This window comes from Curtobacterium sp. MCBD17_028 (assembly GCF_003234875.1).
Classification (GTDB): Bacteria; Actinomycetota; Actinomycetes; order Actinomycetales; family Microbacteriaceae; genus Curtobacterium.
Map to the genome: position 1 here is coordinate 1 of NZ_QKTQ01000004.1, position 15,108 is coordinate 15,108.

The 15,108-nt window shown below is 73.6% G+C and carries 13 protein-coding genes; 2 read left to right on the forward strand and 11 right to left on the reverse strand.

Features of this window, described 5'->3' with window-relative positions; genetic code table 11:
• Positions 1-139: 139 nt before the first annotated feature.
• The 9 genes from DEI86_RS06185 to DEI86_RS06225 form a co-directional block, all read right to left on the reverse strand.
• Entirely contained in the window at positions 140-817 is a 678-nt protein-coding gene (locus DEI86_RS06185) for an amino acid ABC transporter ATP-binding protein (protein ID WP_258368615.1), read from the reverse strand.
• 155 nt (positions 818-972) lie between these two features.
• Complete coding sequence (locus tag DEI86_RS06190; RefSeq protein WP_111049206.1) at positions 973-1,839, reverse strand: amino acid ABC transporter permease; 867 nt, start codon at positions 1,837-1,839, stop codon at positions 973-975.
• A gap of 14 nt (positions 1,840-1,853) precedes the next feature.
• A complete protein-coding gene (locus tag DEI86_RS06195) occupies positions 1,854-2,687 on the reverse strand; it encodes an ABC transporter substrate-binding protein (RefSeq protein ID WP_111049064.1) in 834 nt (277 codons plus the stop codon).
• Between the two features lie 100 nt (positions 2,688-2,787).
• Complete coding sequence (locus tag DEI86_RS06200) at positions 2,788-3,429, reverse strand: hypothetical protein (protein ID WP_111049065.1); 642 nt, start codon at positions 3,427-3,429, stop codon at positions 2,788-2,790.
• Positions 3,430-3,574: 145 nt separating this feature from the next.
• Positions 3,575-4,072 carry a cupin domain-containing protein gene (locus DEI86_RS06205; RefSeq protein ID WP_258368599.1) on the reverse strand — a complete coding sequence of 166 codons (498 nt, stop codon included), beginning with the start codon at positions 4,070-4,072 and terminating at the stop codon, positions 3,575-3,577.
• A complete protein-coding gene (locus tag DEI86_RS06210; RefSeq protein WP_309146553.1) occupies positions 4,069-5,427 on the reverse strand; it encodes an amidohydrolase family protein in 1,359 nt (452 codons plus the stop codon). Before DEI86_RS06210 ends, DEI86_RS06205 begins: the two co-directional genes overlap by 4 nt.
• The gene (locus DEI86_RS06215; RefSeq protein ID WP_111049208.1) at positions 5,424-7,127 is read right to left on the reverse strand and encodes an adenosylhomocysteinase; all 1,704 of its coding nucleotides are present in this window, start codon (positions 7,125-7,127) and stop codon (positions 5,424-5,426) included. Before DEI86_RS06215 ends, DEI86_RS06210 begins: the two co-directional genes overlap by 4 nt.
• 40 nt (positions 7,128-7,167) lie before the next feature.
• Complete coding sequence (locus DEI86_RS06220) at positions 7,168-8,241, reverse strand: PrsW family intramembrane metalloprotease (protein ID WP_111049066.1); 1,074 nt, start codon at positions 8,239-8,241, stop codon at positions 7,168-7,170.
• Between the two features lie 34 nt (positions 8,242-8,275).
• On the reverse strand, positions 8,276-9,808 hold the full coding sequence (locus tag DEI86_RS06225) for a carboxylesterase/lipase family protein (protein WP_111049067.1): 1,533 nt from the start codon (positions 9,806-9,808) through the stop codon (positions 8,276-8,278).
• A gap of 257 nt (positions 9,809-10,065) precedes the next feature.
• Here DEI86_RS06225 and DEI86_RS06230 point away from each other — a divergent pair, with 257 nt between their 5' ends.
• On the forward strand, positions 10,066-11,016 hold the full coding sequence (locus DEI86_RS06230) for a family 16 glycosylhydrolase (protein WP_111049068.1): 951 nt from the start codon (positions 10,066-10,068) through the stop codon (positions 11,014-11,016).
• 31 nt (positions 11,017-11,047) lie between these two features.
• Here the strand turns inward: DEI86_RS06230 and DEI86_RS06235 are convergent, their stop codons facing one another.
• Positions 11,048-11,536: a hypothetical protein gene (locus tag DEI86_RS06235; protein WP_111010455.1), complete on the reverse strand. Its 489-nt coding sequence runs from the start codon at positions 11,534-11,536 to the stop codon at positions 11,048-11,050.
• 146 nt (positions 11,537-11,682) lie between these two features.
• On the opposite strand from DEI86_RS06235, the gene DEI86_RS06240 reads away from it, so the two are divergent.
• The gene (locus tag DEI86_RS06240; RefSeq protein WP_111010456.1) at positions 11,683-13,047 is read left to right on the forward strand and encodes an MFS transporter; all 1,365 of its coding nucleotides are present in this window, start codon (positions 11,683-11,685) and stop codon (positions 13,045-13,047) included.
• A gap of 75 nt (positions 13,048-13,122) precedes the next feature.
• Here DEI86_RS06240 and DEI86_RS06245 read toward each other — a convergent pair whose 3' ends face one another.
• Entirely contained in the window at positions 13,123-15,084 is a 1,962-nt protein-coding gene (locus tag DEI86_RS06245; protein WP_111049069.1) for a prolyl oligopeptidase family serine peptidase, read from the reverse strand.
• Positions 15,085-15,108: the final 24 nt, after the last annotated feature.

A 15,108-nucleotide genomic window follows, 5' to 3' on the forward strand; every position in this document is an offset into this window, starting at 1 on the left:
GCCCCGGCCCCGGCCGCCTGACCGCCGCCCCCCACTCCGGCGAGATCGCAGTCGTTGCCGTTTCGAACCCTTCCAGAACGGCAACGACTGCGATCTCGCGGAGGGGTGTGTGAGGGGCTCCGGCGGCTCGCGCACCGGGTCAGCGCTGCACGCGCGCCAGGAACGCCCGGAGCGCAGGGTGCTGCGGATCCCCGAGCACGGCGTCGGGCGACCCCTGCTCGGCGACGGCCCCCTCGTGCAGGAACACCACGCGGTCGGCGACCCGGCGGGCGAACGACATCTCGTGCGTCGTCATGAGGATCGTCGAGCCGCCCTGCTTCAGGTCGCGCACGAGGTCGAGCACCTCGCCGACGAGCTGCGGGTCGAGGGCGCTCGTGACCTCGTCGAGCAGGAGCAGCTCGGGGTCGGTGGCGATCGCGCGCACGATGGCGACCCGCTGCTGCTGTCCGCCCGAGAGCCGGTCCGGGTACGCCCCCGCGAACGCCCCGAGGCCGATGCGGTCGAGCAGCCGGCGCGCGGTCGTCTCGGCCTCGGCGCGCGGGATCCGGTGGACACGGCGGGCTGCGATCGTGACGTTGTCGAGCACGGTCATGTGCGGGAACAGGTTGAACTGCTGGAACACGACACCGATGCGTCCGCGGGTGGCGTCGACGTCGACACGGGGATCGGAGATGTCCTGCCCCTGCAGCAGGATCTGGCCGTCGTCGATCGGCTCGAGCAGGTTCACCGTCCGCAGCAGGGTCGACTTACCGGATCCCGAGGCGCCGATGACCACGACGACGTCGTGCCGGTCGACGGCCAGGTCGATGCCGCGCAGGACCGCCGTGTCCCCGAAGGTCTTGCGGAGGCCGCGGAGCTCGAGGACCGGCGCATCGGTGGCGGACGGGTGCCCGGCCTCCCGACCGGCCGGCGAACCGGACCGACCGGGCCGGGAGGAGCGGCTGGTGTCCGGCGCGCTCGTCGCGTCCGCGGTCACACCGCACCACCGCTCTGCTCACGCCGCTGTTGGCGCAGCGCGAGCGCGTCGGTGAGCCGGATGAGCGGCAGGCTGATGAGCACGAACAGGAGCCCCGCGACGAAGTACGGCGTGAAGTCGTACGACTCGGCCTGCGCGATGTTCGCGGCCCGCACGGCGTCCACCGCGCCGAGGATCGACACGAGCCCGACGTCCTTCTGCATCGACACGAAGTCGTTCATGAGCGCCGGGGTGACCTTCCGCAGCCCCTGCGGCAGGACGACGAGCCGGAGCGTCTGCGCATGCGACAGGCCGAGCGACCGCGCGGCCAGGCGCTGGGACGGGTGCACGGCCTCCATGCCGGCGCGGAGCACCTCGGCGACGTACGACGAGTAGGTCAGGATGATCGCGATGGTTCCCCAGACCTCGGCGGGGAACCGCGGGAAGACACCGAGCCCCGGCACGCCGTAGCCGACCAGGTACAGCACGATGATGAGCGGCAGGCCCCGGAAGAGGTCCGTGTACCCGGTGGCGAGCAGCCGGAGCGGGAAGGCCACGGGGCTCCGGAGCCCTCGGACGACGGCCAGGAGCGTCGCGAACACGGCGACGCCGATCGACGCGAAGAACAGGATCCGGACGTTGAGCCACAGCCCGAGCAGGATGTCGGGGAAGGCCGAGACCGCCGTCTCCGGGTCGAAGAACGACTGCTGCACGGCCGCCCATCCGGGGGTGTTGACGACGCCGACCCAGACGAGCGCGACCACCACGAGCGACGAGACGATGCTCACCGCCACCGAGCGGCGGCCCCGCTGGCGCCGGTACAGCCGCCGCTCGACCTCGATCTCGCTCGGCGCCGCGACGACGGTGGTCGAGGTGGTGGTCACGGACCGCGTCCCGATCAGTGCAGGACGGGCACGTCGACCGCGGTCGACAGCCACTTGGTCGTTATGTGCTGCAGCGTGCCGTCGGCCTTGAGCGCGCGGATCGCCCCGCTCACCTTCGGCGTCAGCGCCGAGCCCTTCGGCAGGACGATGCCGAACTGGTCACCCGTGCCCGACGAGGCGGGGAACTGACCGACGACCTCGCCCTTCTTCAGTTCCGCGGACGCGACGTAGAACGCGGTGGGCAGGTCCGTGACGACGGCGTCGATCTGTCCGCTCTTGAGCGCGAGGACGGCGTCGTCGTTCGAGTTGAACACCTGCGGCTGTCCGAGGGCGTCCTTCGCGACGTCGTAGCTCGTGGTGCCGGTGGCGACGCCGACCTTGAGGCCCTTGAGCGCGCTGATGCTCGTGGCGTCGGCCGCCTTCGACCCCGACGTCGTCACGACCGCCTGCGTGGTCGTGTAGTACGGCGCCGAGAAGTCGACCGCCTGCTTCCGCTTCGCCGTGATGCTGAACTGCTGGATGTTCATGTCCCAGTCCTTGGCACCGGGTGCGATGGCGCTGTCGAAGGTGCTCCGCTTCCACACCACGTCGTCCTTCGCGTAGCCCATCTCCTGCGCGACGGCGTACGCGACGGCCGCCTCGAACCCCTTGCCGGACTGTGGCTTGTTCCCCTCGACCCAGGGCGAGTACGCGGGCTGGCCGGTGGCGATCGTCAGCTTGCCGGCCGTGACGGTCCCGCTGCCGGAGCCGGAGCCGCCGGCGCTGCAGGCCGCGAGGGTGAGCGCGACGACCGCGGCGGCGACCGCCACGAGTGTGCGAGGGGTGCGGGGTCGGCGTCGAGGGGACACGGGCTGCCTCCGGGGCGGTCGCGAGCGGGGTGTGCTGCGGATCGTACGGGGCCGGGAGGCCCGGCGCGAGTTGATGACGCGCCGTTCCGTCCCGCGGTCGTCAGCCGGCGCTCGGCGGATCGGCCTCGGCGTCGTCGTCCGTGACGAACACCACCGTCATGACCTTCCGCCGCCGGTCCGTGATGACCCACGTGAAGTCCCAGGCGACGTCGTCGAACCACCCACTCCAGGCCTGGAACGAGTCGTCGACGCGGAAGTCCTCGTACCGATCCCCCACGAGGGCGTCGCTGAAGGCCCGGCCGATGCGCTTCGCCTCGGCGGCGCGACCCTTGAACGAGGCCGACGACCCGCCCCAGATGAGGGCGCTCGCGATCATGCCGTCGAGTTCCACGGCCGCACGTTCCTCGAACGTGTCGGCGTCGAACCGGACGTCCTGGTCGATGCCGGGGAGCGCGGCCGCCATCGCGGGCGACGTCAGGAGCGCCTCCACGAGGCCGTACTCGTCCACGCGGTTGCGGCAGAGGTACCAGGCGGTCGTCTCGTCGTCACCCGTCACGTCGAACGCGGCCCCGAACACGGAGCCGCGCACGATCACCGATCGGAACGCGGCGAGGACGGCCTCGATCGCGGGATCGGTCGGTTCCCGGAGCCGGAAGGTGAGCCCGGCGCGGGACCGTTCCAGGGTGGCGGCGTCGGGGCGGGCATCCTGCTGGTCGATCTCCAGCCACGAGGTCGTGCTCATCCCACCACTCCACCACGTCACGGGGCCGGCTGCACCCTCCCCGCCGCCGAGATCGCACTCGTTGCCGCTCAGGAGGGTCTCGAAGCGGCAACGAGTGCGATCTCGGCGGATGAAAGGCGGCCGGCAGGCCGACGGCCGGCCGCGGTCAGGTTGCCAGGGTGAAGTCCTCGAACGCGAATCCCGGCGACACCAGGCAGCTGACGAGCACCTCGCCCTCGCCGGGCAGGGTCCGCTGCCACACGCCCCCGCGGACGAACGCCTGCGCGTCGTTCACACGGTCGCGCCCGGCGTCCGGTCCGAGGGTGATCCGCGCGCCGGGCTCCGGGGCGTCACCGCTGCCGCCGAGTTCGAGGACGACGGCATCCGGCCCGTGCCACATCCAGATCTCGTCCGAGGTCACCCGGTGCCACGCCGACGCCTCCCCCGGTGGCAGGAGGAAGTGGATGAGCGTCGCGGCCGGTCGCTCCCCCGCGGGCGTCGTCACCACGGCGGGCGACGTCCACGTGCGGACGTACCAGCCGCCCTCGGGGTGCGGTTCCATGCCGAGGGCGCGGGCGCGGGGCGGGACGTCGAGCCACTCGACGAGGTCACCGGCGACGGTGCGGCGGGCGACCATGCCGGGGCGGGGCGGGGTGTCGTTCACGGGGTCCTCTCGGGGACGTGGGTGGCGGTGAGCACGGTCCCGTCGACGGCGCGGACCACACCGCGGATGACGGTGGCCCTCGCCCGGCCGGCGCCGTCCTCCGCGAGTTCCGCGAGGGCGTCCGCGACGGTCCGGGCGTCGACGTCGAACACCGCGAGGTCGGCCCGTGCGCCGACGGCGAGGTGGCCGATCCGGTCCGGCCCGACGTCGAGGCCCATCGCGTGCGCGCCGCCGAGGGTCGCCGCCGCGAGCAACCGCTCGTGCAGGTCGCGGGCGCCGTACCCCTGGTTCCGCGCGATGCGGTGCAGGGCCGCGACGTCCGCCATGAGGTCGAGGGAGGGCGACGACGACAGCGAGTCCGTGCCGACCGCGATCGCGCTGCCCTCGCGCAGGTAGTCGGCGACGGGCGGCGGGTCGAGTCCGATGACGGCGTTCGACCGCGGGCAGAGGGCGACGGCGGTCCCGCGCGCGCGGAGCAGCGCCCGGTCGGCGGCGGTCATGTACACGCCGTGGGCGATGTGACAGTCCGGCCCGAGCACCCCGAGCCGGTCGACGAACGTCGTGGCGCTCGCGCCGAAGCCGAGTGCGCGGAGCGCCCGGAACGACGGCACGTTCGCCTGGTGCCAGTCGGCGCCCCGGCCGAGTCCGACGACGCCGGCGAGGCCCGGCACGGGTTCGAGGGCGCGGCGTTCCGCCTCGAACGCCGACTCGCCCAGGTGCAGGTGCAACCGGAGTCCCCGCTGACGCACGATGTCGGGCAGGTCGAGCAACGGGCCCACGTCGAGCGAGTACGGCGCGTGCGGTGACAGACCGGCACCCGGGTGCTCCGGGATGTGCTCGAGTTCGCCGAGGACCTGGTCACGCCCCCGCTCCTGCCAGGCGGCGTTCTCCCAGTCTATGACTTCCCAGTACGCGATGCCCCCGAGCCCCGCGTCGGCGAGGACGGACACCGCCTCGAGGTCGGTGATGATGTCCGCGATGCTCGTGACGCCGGCCCGGATGGACTGCGCGGCCCCCTCGGCCGCGTCGGCACCCCAGTCGTGCTCGCGCCCGCCGTAGTCGGCGGTGAACGCCGCCGCCCAGTCCTCGAACCCCCGGTACCGGCCGGCGCCGACCGCGGCCATGCCGGTGTACTGGAGGTGCGAGTGCGCGTTGACGAGACCGGGCAGGAGTGCGCCGCGCCAGCGACGCTCCGTGTACGGCAGGCCACGGGCGGCGAGCTGGTCGACGACCCAGGCGCGTTCGCCGACGTGGAGGATGCGGTCGCCCCGGACGGCGACGGCACCGTCCAGGATCGGTGGCGCGGTCATCGGCACCACGACGTGCGCCGAGTGCACGGTGACCGACGCGCTCACGGTGGGGCTCCGAACCGCGTGGTGCGGACGTCGGAGGCCCGCCCCTGCGCGCCCCCGTCGGGGTCGGGTCCGCGAGGCGAGTCGACGGCGAGTCCGAGATCGGCCAGTGCCGCCGCGGCGATGCGGGCGTCCGCGGCGGGGTCGATCGGGTGCACGCCGACGGGCAGCTCCGCCCCGTGCTCGAGCAGCATCCGCACCGCGGCGAGCTGCACCGCGAAGGACAGGTCCATGATCTCGATCGGGTTGCCCTCGGCCGCCGTGACGTTGACGCACCCGCCCCCGTCGACGAGGACCACCGCGCGCTCGGTGCCCGGCACGGTCATCCGTTCGAGGCGAGGAGCGATGGTCGTGCGGACGCTGCCGGCGGCGCGAGCATCGTCGGTCGCGACCTCCTGGTCGATCCCGCCCGCCACCGCGACGACCGCGTCGGGTGCGCACGCCCGCAGCACGTCGAGCGACACCGTGTCCCGCACGCCCGTGGCCGACATCACGAGGTCGGCACCGGCAACGGCGGTCCTGACGGGCGCGACGTCGTACCCCGCGAACACGGCCTGCAGTGCCCGCACGGGATCGGTCTCGGCGACGACGACGCGCAGCCCGAGCGCCGTCAGGACCTGGGCGACCCCCTCGCCGACCGGACCGTACCCGATCACGGCTGCCGTGCCTCCCGCGGCCGGCAGCCGCGCCACGGCATCGCGCCCGGTGACGGCGTCGAGCAGGTCGAACACCGCGAAGACCGTGGACTGCCCGGTCCCGTACCGGTTGTCGAACAGCGTCTTGGCGCGCGCGTCGTTCACCGCGACGACCGGCAGCCGCAGCGCACCCTGTTCGGCCATGGTCCGGAGGGGGCGCAGGCCGCTCGTGGTCTCCTCGGCCGCGCCGACCATGCCGGGCAGGAGTTCGGGCCGTGCCTCGTGGAGGAGCCGGATGACGTGGGCGCCGTCGTCGAGCAGGATCTGCGGCTCGCGGTCGAGCATCTCGAGGGCCAGCCGCCGCTGCCCCGCGAGGTCGACCGTGCTCGACGCGAACACGACGAGGCCGGCGTCGCGGAGCGCGGCCGCCACGGCGTCGTCGGTCTCGTCCGCGTGCGCGTAGACGACGACGTCGGCCCCCGCGTCCTGCAGGAGCAACGACAGGACCGCCGTCTTCGGCTCGAGCACCATCGCGACGCCGACGCGGACCCCGGCGAGCGCGCGGTCGGCGCGGAGCTGGGCGGCGAGCACCCTGCTCACCGGCATGTGCCGGCCGGCCCACCGGATGCGCTCGGCGGCGAACGCGTCACGCTCGGGCTCGCGTCCGGTGCTCACCAGGAACACGCCGTCGGCGTGGTGCGGGACCGCGAGCACGCCGGGGCGCGCGACGACGACCGGGCCGAAGGCGTCCTCGTCGACCGCGGGGACGTGACGACCCGCGTCGATCACGACGAGCGTGCGGCCTCGGGGTGGGGCGCCGTGCGCGTCGACGGCCGCGGTGCTCTCGGCGGGGTCGCCGGTGCACCAGAGCTGGTCGACCGGCCCCTCCGGCGCGTGTCGGGCGCCCATCGCGGTGAGCACGGCGCGGAGTGTCGACGCGTCGGGGCCGGGGCCCACGACGCGGAACCGGCGTCCGGCGACGAGCAGGTTCGTGGCCGCCGCGTACCGGCGGACGGCAGCGCCGGCCCAGGCGAGCACGTCCGGGTCGGCGTCGTGCGCGGGCGGCATGCGGTCAGTGTAGGACCAGTGCCGCCGCTGGTCGGGCGCGTCAGCGGAGGACGTGCGGCGGCGGCGTGCTCCCCCACCCGTCGTCATCGCCACGCTGGTCGACGGCACCGCCGTGCTGGTGGCCGGCACCGAAGGCGGCCTCGGGACCGGACCCGGCAGCCGGTCGGTTCGGCCGCGGGTACCGCCGACGGTAGTGGACCAGCACCGCCACGAGCACGATGACGCCGACGACCGACACGATCGCGATCCCGATCAGGTAGAGCACGTTCGTCAGCGCCGACACCGCACCGGCGGAACCGGGCGGGAGCGTGCCGTACATGAGTTCCATGCGCGCGTTGCCGGTGACGAGCAGCGCGATGAGCGCCGCGATCTCGCTCGTCGAGTCCCACAACCCGTGCAGCAGGGCCACGCCGACGTACGCCACGAGCACGAGCCACGACCAGCGGATGCGCTGGCTGCCGTGGGCGAGGCCGAAGATGACCGCCCCGAGGATCGCGGTCCAGAGCACGTGGCCGACCGGCGAGAGCACGGCGCGGATGACCTCGGTCTGGAGCAGCGAGAACAGGTCGATGCCCTGCTGGGTGATCGCCGCGTTGAACGCGTACCCAGCAGACTCGAACGCGGCGAACCCGGCACCGACGGTGGCGCCGAGCAGCGCTCCCTGGCGCGCGGTCTTCGGCCGGACCCGCCATCCGACGAAGAGCAGGAGCACGCCCTTGACGAACTCCTCGACGAACCCGACGGCGATGTACAGGAACACGTTCTGGTGCAGGTTCGCCTCGAGCACGGATGCCCCGAGCACGCCGAGGATGCCGCCGACGAAGAACGCGACGATGAGCTGCATCGTGCTGACCGTCCCCGTGACCCGCTCGATGACGAACAGCACGACGGTGAACGGCACGAGGAAGCTGCCGAGCAGGATGATCGTCGGCACGAGGTTCGTGTTCCGCGTGAACACGGTCACGACGATCGTGACGAGCCACAGCGCCAGCCCGAGGAGCAGGGTCTTCCACCACCAGCCGTGGCGGTGGTGCGCGTGCGGTCGGGGGACGTCATCGTAGTCCGGGTCGATCGGTGCGTCGAACGCAGTGCGCGCCGGGTCGGTGGTGGCCATGCCCACCATCGTGCTCCGCGGGGGCGGACAGCGCTCAGAACTCGTAGTGCACGCCGCTCCAGGCTTCACGCACCGGACGGTCCGGGTCCCGCTCGACGTGGCTGACGCGGTCGATGCAGAGCGTCTCCCGGTCCTCGGCGGTGTACCGGGGCCAGGTCCAGCCTCGGTGGGACGGGACGCCGTCGCGTGCGAACGCGGTCCAGGAGCCGGCGAGGACATCGTGGATCCGCCGTCGGGTGGCGGGCCTGTCGGTGCCGGCCACGATCCTCCCGAGCGGTGTGCGGAAGGTCCCGAACAGGTAGGGCAGTTCGGTGCCGTGCGCGGCGCCGAGCCCGACGAGCCGCATGAGCGGCGACGCGTGGTCGAACCGGTACATCCAGGTGGGGTTGCCTGCCGCGGCGTGCGCCTCGGCCATGTCGATCGACGGCACGTGGAACACGCCGTCCCCGCCGGCGGCCACCCAGTCGCGGCGAGGCCGGTCCGCGTCGTCGGCGTACAGCCGCCGGATGCGCTGCCAGGCCTCCGGGTCCGTGCCGGCCACGAGTCGTTCGACGCGCTCCCGCGTGTTCGGCAGGATCGGGGTCCGCGCGTGCTTGAACAGCGACGCCTCGTCGTGGTTCGTGCCGATCACGAGTGGCACCGGCGCCGTCCGCCCGGCCCGGGCGGCGGCGAGCGGGTGTGCCGGCAGGACGTCGCCGTCGATCGTCGGCGACATGACGGCGACGAGCGGGGATTCCCGGGTCACCGCGTCGTCGACTTCCTCGGCCATGGTCTGGAGGCGCGACACCGGCATCGCTCGCATCGCCCGCCCGGCGTGGGCCGGGTCGAGTCCGAGTCGTCGCGCGAGCATGCGCGCGTGCTCCGCCTTGTTCTCGGGCGAGTGCGCGGTCATCGGATGTGCGCTCTGCGCGATCGCCCCGGCGAGCACCGGCCGGGCGGACGGCGCGGCCAACAGGGTCGTCACCGAGTTCCCGCCGGAGGACTCGCCGAACACGGTGATCCGGGCCGGGTCCCCACCGAAGCCGGCGACGTTCTCGGCGACCCACTCGAGGGCGGCGATCTGGTCGCGCAGGGTGCAGTTCGCGTCGAAGGTCACACCGTCGCCGCCGAGCACGCGGAGGTCCATGCTGCCGAACACGCCGAGCCGGTACGAGACGGTCACGAGGACGACGCCGAGCCGGGCGAGGGCGCCGCCGTCGTAGTCGGGTGTCCCGCCCGAGCCGGACCGGTAGGCGCCGCCGTGCACGAACACGAGCACGGGCAGGCCGTCCGCGTCGGTCGGACTGCTGACGGTGACGTACAGGCAGTCCTCGGACTGCGGGAACCGCCGAGCGATGCCGCCCGTGTAGGGGTGCGGGCGCTGCGGACCGGCCGGGCCGGGCGCGACGGCGGGTCGGACACCCTCCCACGGCCTGACGCGGCGCGGCGCTCGCCACCGGAGCTCCCCGACCGGCGGCTCGGCGTACGGCACGCCGAGCCAACGGCGGATCCCGTCCCGCTCGAGGCCGCGGACGGCGCCGCCCGTGGTCCGGACGGTCAGGGGCTCCGTGGACGTCGGCGTGGTCATCGTCGGTCGACGCTACGCCGCGGTCCCGGTGCGCGACGCGCCCCGGTCAGGAGGCCTCGACGACGACCTCGCTCCGGGCACTGCCGGTACCCCCCGTCCGCGGGGTGTCGGGCCGACCGGGGGCGGCGGTAGCCTCACAGGACCCGAACGGCTGGGCCGTCGCGCTGTACCCGCCGCGCAGATCCCGACCCGCCATCTGACCTGGAGTCTCCGTGGACTCGAACGACAGGGCGCCCCGAACGCCCTGGGACCACGGCGTGCCCGAGCGCGCCGACCGGACCCGAACGCACGCGTACCACCGACGCACCCGCCGGCCGGCGCTCGCCGTCGGCGTCGCACTGTCCCTCGCGCTCGTGCTCGCGGCGTGCGCGCCCGCGCGGAGTGGCGCGCAGTCCCTCCCGACGTTCGACGCCCGCTCGTCCACCGCCGCCAGCACGGCCACCGCGACGGCGACCGGGGAGCCCACGCCGTCCCAGGACGAGGCCGTCCCCACGCCCGGGTCGTTCGACGAGTTCGACGGACCGGCGGGTGCCGCTCCGGACCCGGCCCACTGGAGCGCCCAGACCGGCGCGGGCGGATGGGGCAACCACGAGCTGCAGACCTACACGGCGTCGAACGGGGTGCTCGACGGCCACGGCCACCTCGTCATCACGGCGGACATCGGCCCCGACGGCGGTCCCCCGTACACCTCCGCCCGGCTGACGACCCACGGCAAGGCGTCCTTCGGGTACGGCACGGTCTCCGCGCGGATCCAGGTCCCGCAGGGCGGGTCGCTCGTGCCGGCGTTCTGGATGCTCGGCTCCGACGTCGACACGGTCGGCTGGCCGGAGTGCGGCGAGATCGACGTCGTCGAGGCCCCGATCGACACGCACCGCACCTCGCACTTCCTGCACGGCCCGGGCGAGGACGACCCGGACCACAACGTGCAGGCCGGCGGGATCCTCATGCACACCCAGGCGATGAGCAAGGGGTTCCACACGTACTCGGTCACCCGGTCGCCGGGGCACGTCGTCATCAGCGTGGACGGTGTCGTCGGCACGGACATCACCGAGGCGACCGCGCCCAGCGCCCTGAAGTGGGTGTTCGACGGACAGTTCGACCTCATCCTCAGCCTCGCGATCGGCGGGTCGGTGCCGCACCCGACAGCGAGCACGCCGCGGACGGCCCAGATGGTCATCGATTGGGTCCGGTACGCGCCGGCACGGTGACGACCGAGCCGGCGGACGAGCCGTGGCGGGGTCAGCCCGACAGCGCGATGCGGAACACCTGGACGCCCACGGCGCCGAGCGCCGACAGTCCGAGCCGGAGGCGGAACGACCGCCCCGACCGCGGCGCCGCGGGCGACACGGCCGCACGCACCTGGTAGAGGATCTCGGCCGACAGCTGCCGCTGCAGCCGCGCGGGCGCCGAACGCGCCGCGCTGCTCGTCGACACCGCGACGACGACGGCGTCGGGCGTCAGGTGCGCCTCGACCGCGCGGAGGACGTCGATGGCGCGACGGAGCGACGAACGCCGCCCGCTGTTCCGCACGGCGAGGACGGCAACCGGGCAGCGCACGTCGTCCGGCAGCTCGTCACGGCGGTCCGGGCGGATGATCGGGAGCTCGATCCGGTGCGCGAACGCCTCGAGCGCTGCGACGACCTCTCCCGCGTCCCCGTCGAGCAGCACCGGCGAGAGGTCGTCGCGTGCGGCGGCCAACTCGGCTCGCGGTCCGCGGCGTCGGGGCATCGGCTCCTCCTCGGTCGGACGTCCAGGTGCCCCCATCCCACACCTCGGACGCCCATGGCGGAACCTGAGAGACCGTTCGCCCACCAATCCGTACGATGCGCTGGGTACCGGGCGGGAGTGCTCCGACCGGCGGACGAGGAGCGATCATGAGCACGACCACACGGACCCCCGAGCAGCGCCGGAAGGGATTCCTCGCGCGCATGACGTTCGCCTGCGCCTGGGGCGAGGGCCTGGACGGTTTCGACCTCGGCCTCATCAGCGTCGTCCTGCCGCTCATCTCGACGGCCCTCCACGTGAACGCCCTGGAGGCGGGCCTCATCGGTGCGTCGTCCCTCATCGGCATCTTCGTCGGGGCGCCACTGACGGGCCTCCTGACCGACCGGTTCGGACGGAAGACCGTGTTCACGGTCGACATCATCGCGTTCGTCGTCCTCGGCCTGCTGCAGGCCTTCGTGACCGACGCCTGGCAGCTCCTCGCCGTCCGCATCGCGCTCGGGATCGCGATCGGCGCCGAGTACTCGATCGGCGCAGCGATGCTGGCCGAGTTCGCCCCCGCGAAGAGCCGGGGACGGCGCCTGTCCGGGCTGCTCGTGTGTTGGTACGCCGGGTACCTCGCCGCGGTCGTGGTCGGGTACGCGCTCGTCGACCTCGGGCACCTCAACTGGCGGTGGGTGCTCGCGACGAGCATCCTCCCGGCGATCGTCACCGTCATCGTCCGCATCGGTTTCCCGGAGTCCCCGCGGTGGCTGCTGCACCGTGGTCGGGAGCAGGAGGCCCGCGCGGTGATCGACCAGCGCCTCGGCGGCGGCGCGTACTACGAGCAAGAGGACTACGGCTCCGAGGAGCAGAAGGCCGGCGGCTACCGCGCCCTGTTCGCGCCGGGGAACCGGAAGCGCGTGACCTTCATCGCCGTGTTCTGGGCCTGCAACGTCGCCCCCTACTTCGCGATCTTCACGTTCGCACCGACCGTGCTCAAATCGCTCGCGCTGCACAACGAGACGGCCGGCACCATCACCGTCAACGGCATGGCCGCCGTCGGGGCGCTCGTCGGGATGCTCACCATCGAGCGGATCGGCCGTCGCCCGCAGCTCATCCCGCCGTTCTGGATCATGGCGGTCGCCCTGGCCGTGGTCGGCTTCTGGGGCAGCGCGCCGGGTGCGGTCGTCGTCGTGTGCTTCGCCGTGTTCTCGTTCATGAACGCGCTGCAGGGCAACCTCACCGCCGTCTACCCCATCGAGGTGTTCCCGACCGAGGTCCGCTCGACCGGTGTGGGCTTCACCGCCGCGTGCAGCCGCGTCGGCGCCGCCGCGGGGACCTTCCTGCTCCCGGTGGGCATCACGACGCTCGGCATCGGACCGTGCATGCTCATCGCCGCGGCGATCTGCGTGGTCGGCGCGATCGTCTCGCAGGTCATGGCACCGGAGACGACGGGGCGTGGCCTGCACGACACGAGCACGGGCGAGTTCAACGCCCGCGCCCTGCAGGGGCGGCTCCCGGAGCGCGTGGGCTGACGGCCTGGAGGGACGGCGCGGGCTGGTCACACTCATCCCGACCGCGCCCGCGGGCGCCCGTCGGCGCGCCCGCGATCAGTCGAGCGGCAGCGCGGGGACGCCCGGCGTCGCGAACCCCAGGATCTGCCCGTAGAACGCGAGCTCCTTCTCCGTCGCGTCGATGATGGTCGCGGCCTTCCGGAACCCGTGCCCCTCGCCCGCGTAGGTGACGTAGGCGTGCGGGATGCCCCGCTCCCGCATGGCGTCACGGAACAGCTCGGCCTGCGACGGCGGCACGACCCGGTCGTCGAGGCCCTGGAGCAGGAGCACGGGCGTGCGGAGCTGGTCGACGGCGTGCAGGGGGGCGCGCTCGCGGTACAGCGCCGCGGCTTCCGGCAGGGGCCCGATGAGCCCGTCGAGGTAGCGCGACTCGAAGTCGTGGGTGTCCTGCGCGAACCGCTCGAGCTCCGCGACCCCGAAGTACGAGACCCCGGCGGCGAACACGTCGGACCGGGTGAGTGCGGACAGGACCGTCCAGCCGCCGGCCGAGCCGCCGCGGATCGCGAGGCGTGCCGGGTCGGCGAGCCCGGCCTCCCCGAGACCCCGCACCGCGGCGATCGTGTCCTCGACGTCGACGACGCCCCACTGGCCCCGCAGGGTCTCGCGGTAGGCGCGGCCGTACCCGGTCGACCCGCCGTAGTCGATGTCGACCACCCCGATCCCGCGGCTCGTCCAGTAGGCGATGCGCATGTCGAGCGCGGCCACCGCCTGCGAGGTCGGACCGCCGTGCACGACCGCGACGTACGGGGGCAGTTCGCCCTGCGGGGCGACGTGGTCGGGGTTCCGCGGCGGGTACACGATCGCGTGCACGGTCCGCTCGCCCGGGAACTCCCGGCGCTCGGCCACCGGCAGGTACCGGGCGTCGGGCAGGTCGTCGGCGTCGAGCCGGACGTCCTCGGCGGCTCCGGTCGCGAGGTCGAGGACCCGGGCCCCGGCACCGACCGTCGACGCACCGGAGGTCACGAGGACCCGGCCGTCCCGGGCCCCGCCCACGGCGATGCTCGTCCACGGCGTCTCGATCGGCTCCGGGTCCCGCTCGCCGGTCGGGTCGAGCACGACGAGTGAGGTGGACCCGAAGGTGCGGGTGGCGAGCAGGCGGCCGTCCGGCAGCAGCGTGTACCAGCGGGTGCCGAGCCTCCAGAGCGGTCCCCCGTACTCGGCGGCGTCCGGGTGCAGCGGTGTCCGGACGCCGCCGAGCGTGATCCGCTCGAGGTTCCACCAGCCGGTCGGGTCCGCGATCGCGACGAGCGTGTCGTCGTCGAGCCACTCGGGCTGGAGGACCGACTCCGTGGGCGACCCGGCGAGCGTCCGCCAGGTGCCCGCGACGCCGTCGTCGTCGACGGGTGCGACGCGGAGTTCGGTGCCGTCCCACGGCATCCGCGGGTGGTCCCAGGCGATCCAGGCCAGGTGTCGGCCGTCCGGCGACCACCGCGGGGCGGCGAGGAAGTCGGATCCGCCGACGACGCTGCGGACCGCCGCGGGGTCCGTGGCCGCCGAGCCGTCGAGCGGCACGGCGACGACGTCGCGGACGATGTCGGTGGTGTTCTCGCCGGTCTTGGTGGCGCTCGGGGTGTGGGTCTCGCGCACCGCGATCACCTCGTCCCCGCGCAGGCTCACGTCCCCGTACCGGTGGTGCGTGCCGCCGGTGCCGAGCGGCGTGAGGGGGCGGGGCTCCTGGGCCCCCGGAGCGAGCACGTACAGCCGCTGGTCGGCGAACTCGACGAACACCAGGACGCCCCGGTCGTCCGCCGCCCACGCGCCGCCGCCGTACTCGTGCACGCGGCTCGCGGCGTTCCACGGAGCGGGCAGGACGTCGACCACCGCGCCCGACGCGTCGCGGCGTCGGACCGCCGAGCGGCCGTCCTCCTGCGGGCGGAGCTCGAGCCACCAGACCTCGTCGCCCACCCAGCGCGGGCCGGACACGGGGTGGCCGTTCGTGGTGAGGTCCGCTGCGGAGATCGGGGAGGTCCAGGAGCCGTACGGCGTCGTTGCGGGCATACGCCCATCGTGGCAGACGGGACG

Bases quoted from the DNA above. Each gene is read 5' to 3' on its own strand.
- DEI86_RS06225 (WP_111049067.1), bottom strand. From the start codon at position 9,808: ATGACCACGCCGACGTCCACGGAGCCCCTGACCGTCCGGACCACGGGC.
- DEI86_RS06200 (WP_111049065.1), bottom strand. From the start codon at position 3,429: ATGAGCACGACCTCGTGGCTGGAGATCGACCAGCAGGATGCCCGCCCC.
- DEI86_RS06235 (WP_111010455.1), bottom strand. From the start codon at position 11,536: ATGCCCCGACGCCGCGGACCGCGAGCCGAGTTGGCCGCCGCACGCGAC.
- DEI86_RS06245 (WP_111049069.1), bottom strand. From the start codon at position 15,084: ATGCCCGCAACGACGCCGTACGGCTCCTGGACCTCCCCGATCTCCGCA.
- DEI86_RS06215 (WP_111049208.1), bottom strand. From the start codon at position 7,127: ATGCCGCCCGCGCACGACGCCGACCCGGACGTGCTCGCCTGGGCCGGC.
- DEI86_RS06240 (WP_111010456.1), top strand. From the start codon at position 11,683: ATGAGCACGACCACACGGACCCCCGAGCAGCGCCGGAAGGGATTCCTC.
- DEI86_RS06220 (WP_111049066.1), bottom strand. From the start codon at position 8,241: ATGGCCACCACCGACCCGGCGCGCACTGCGTTCGACGCACCGATCGAC.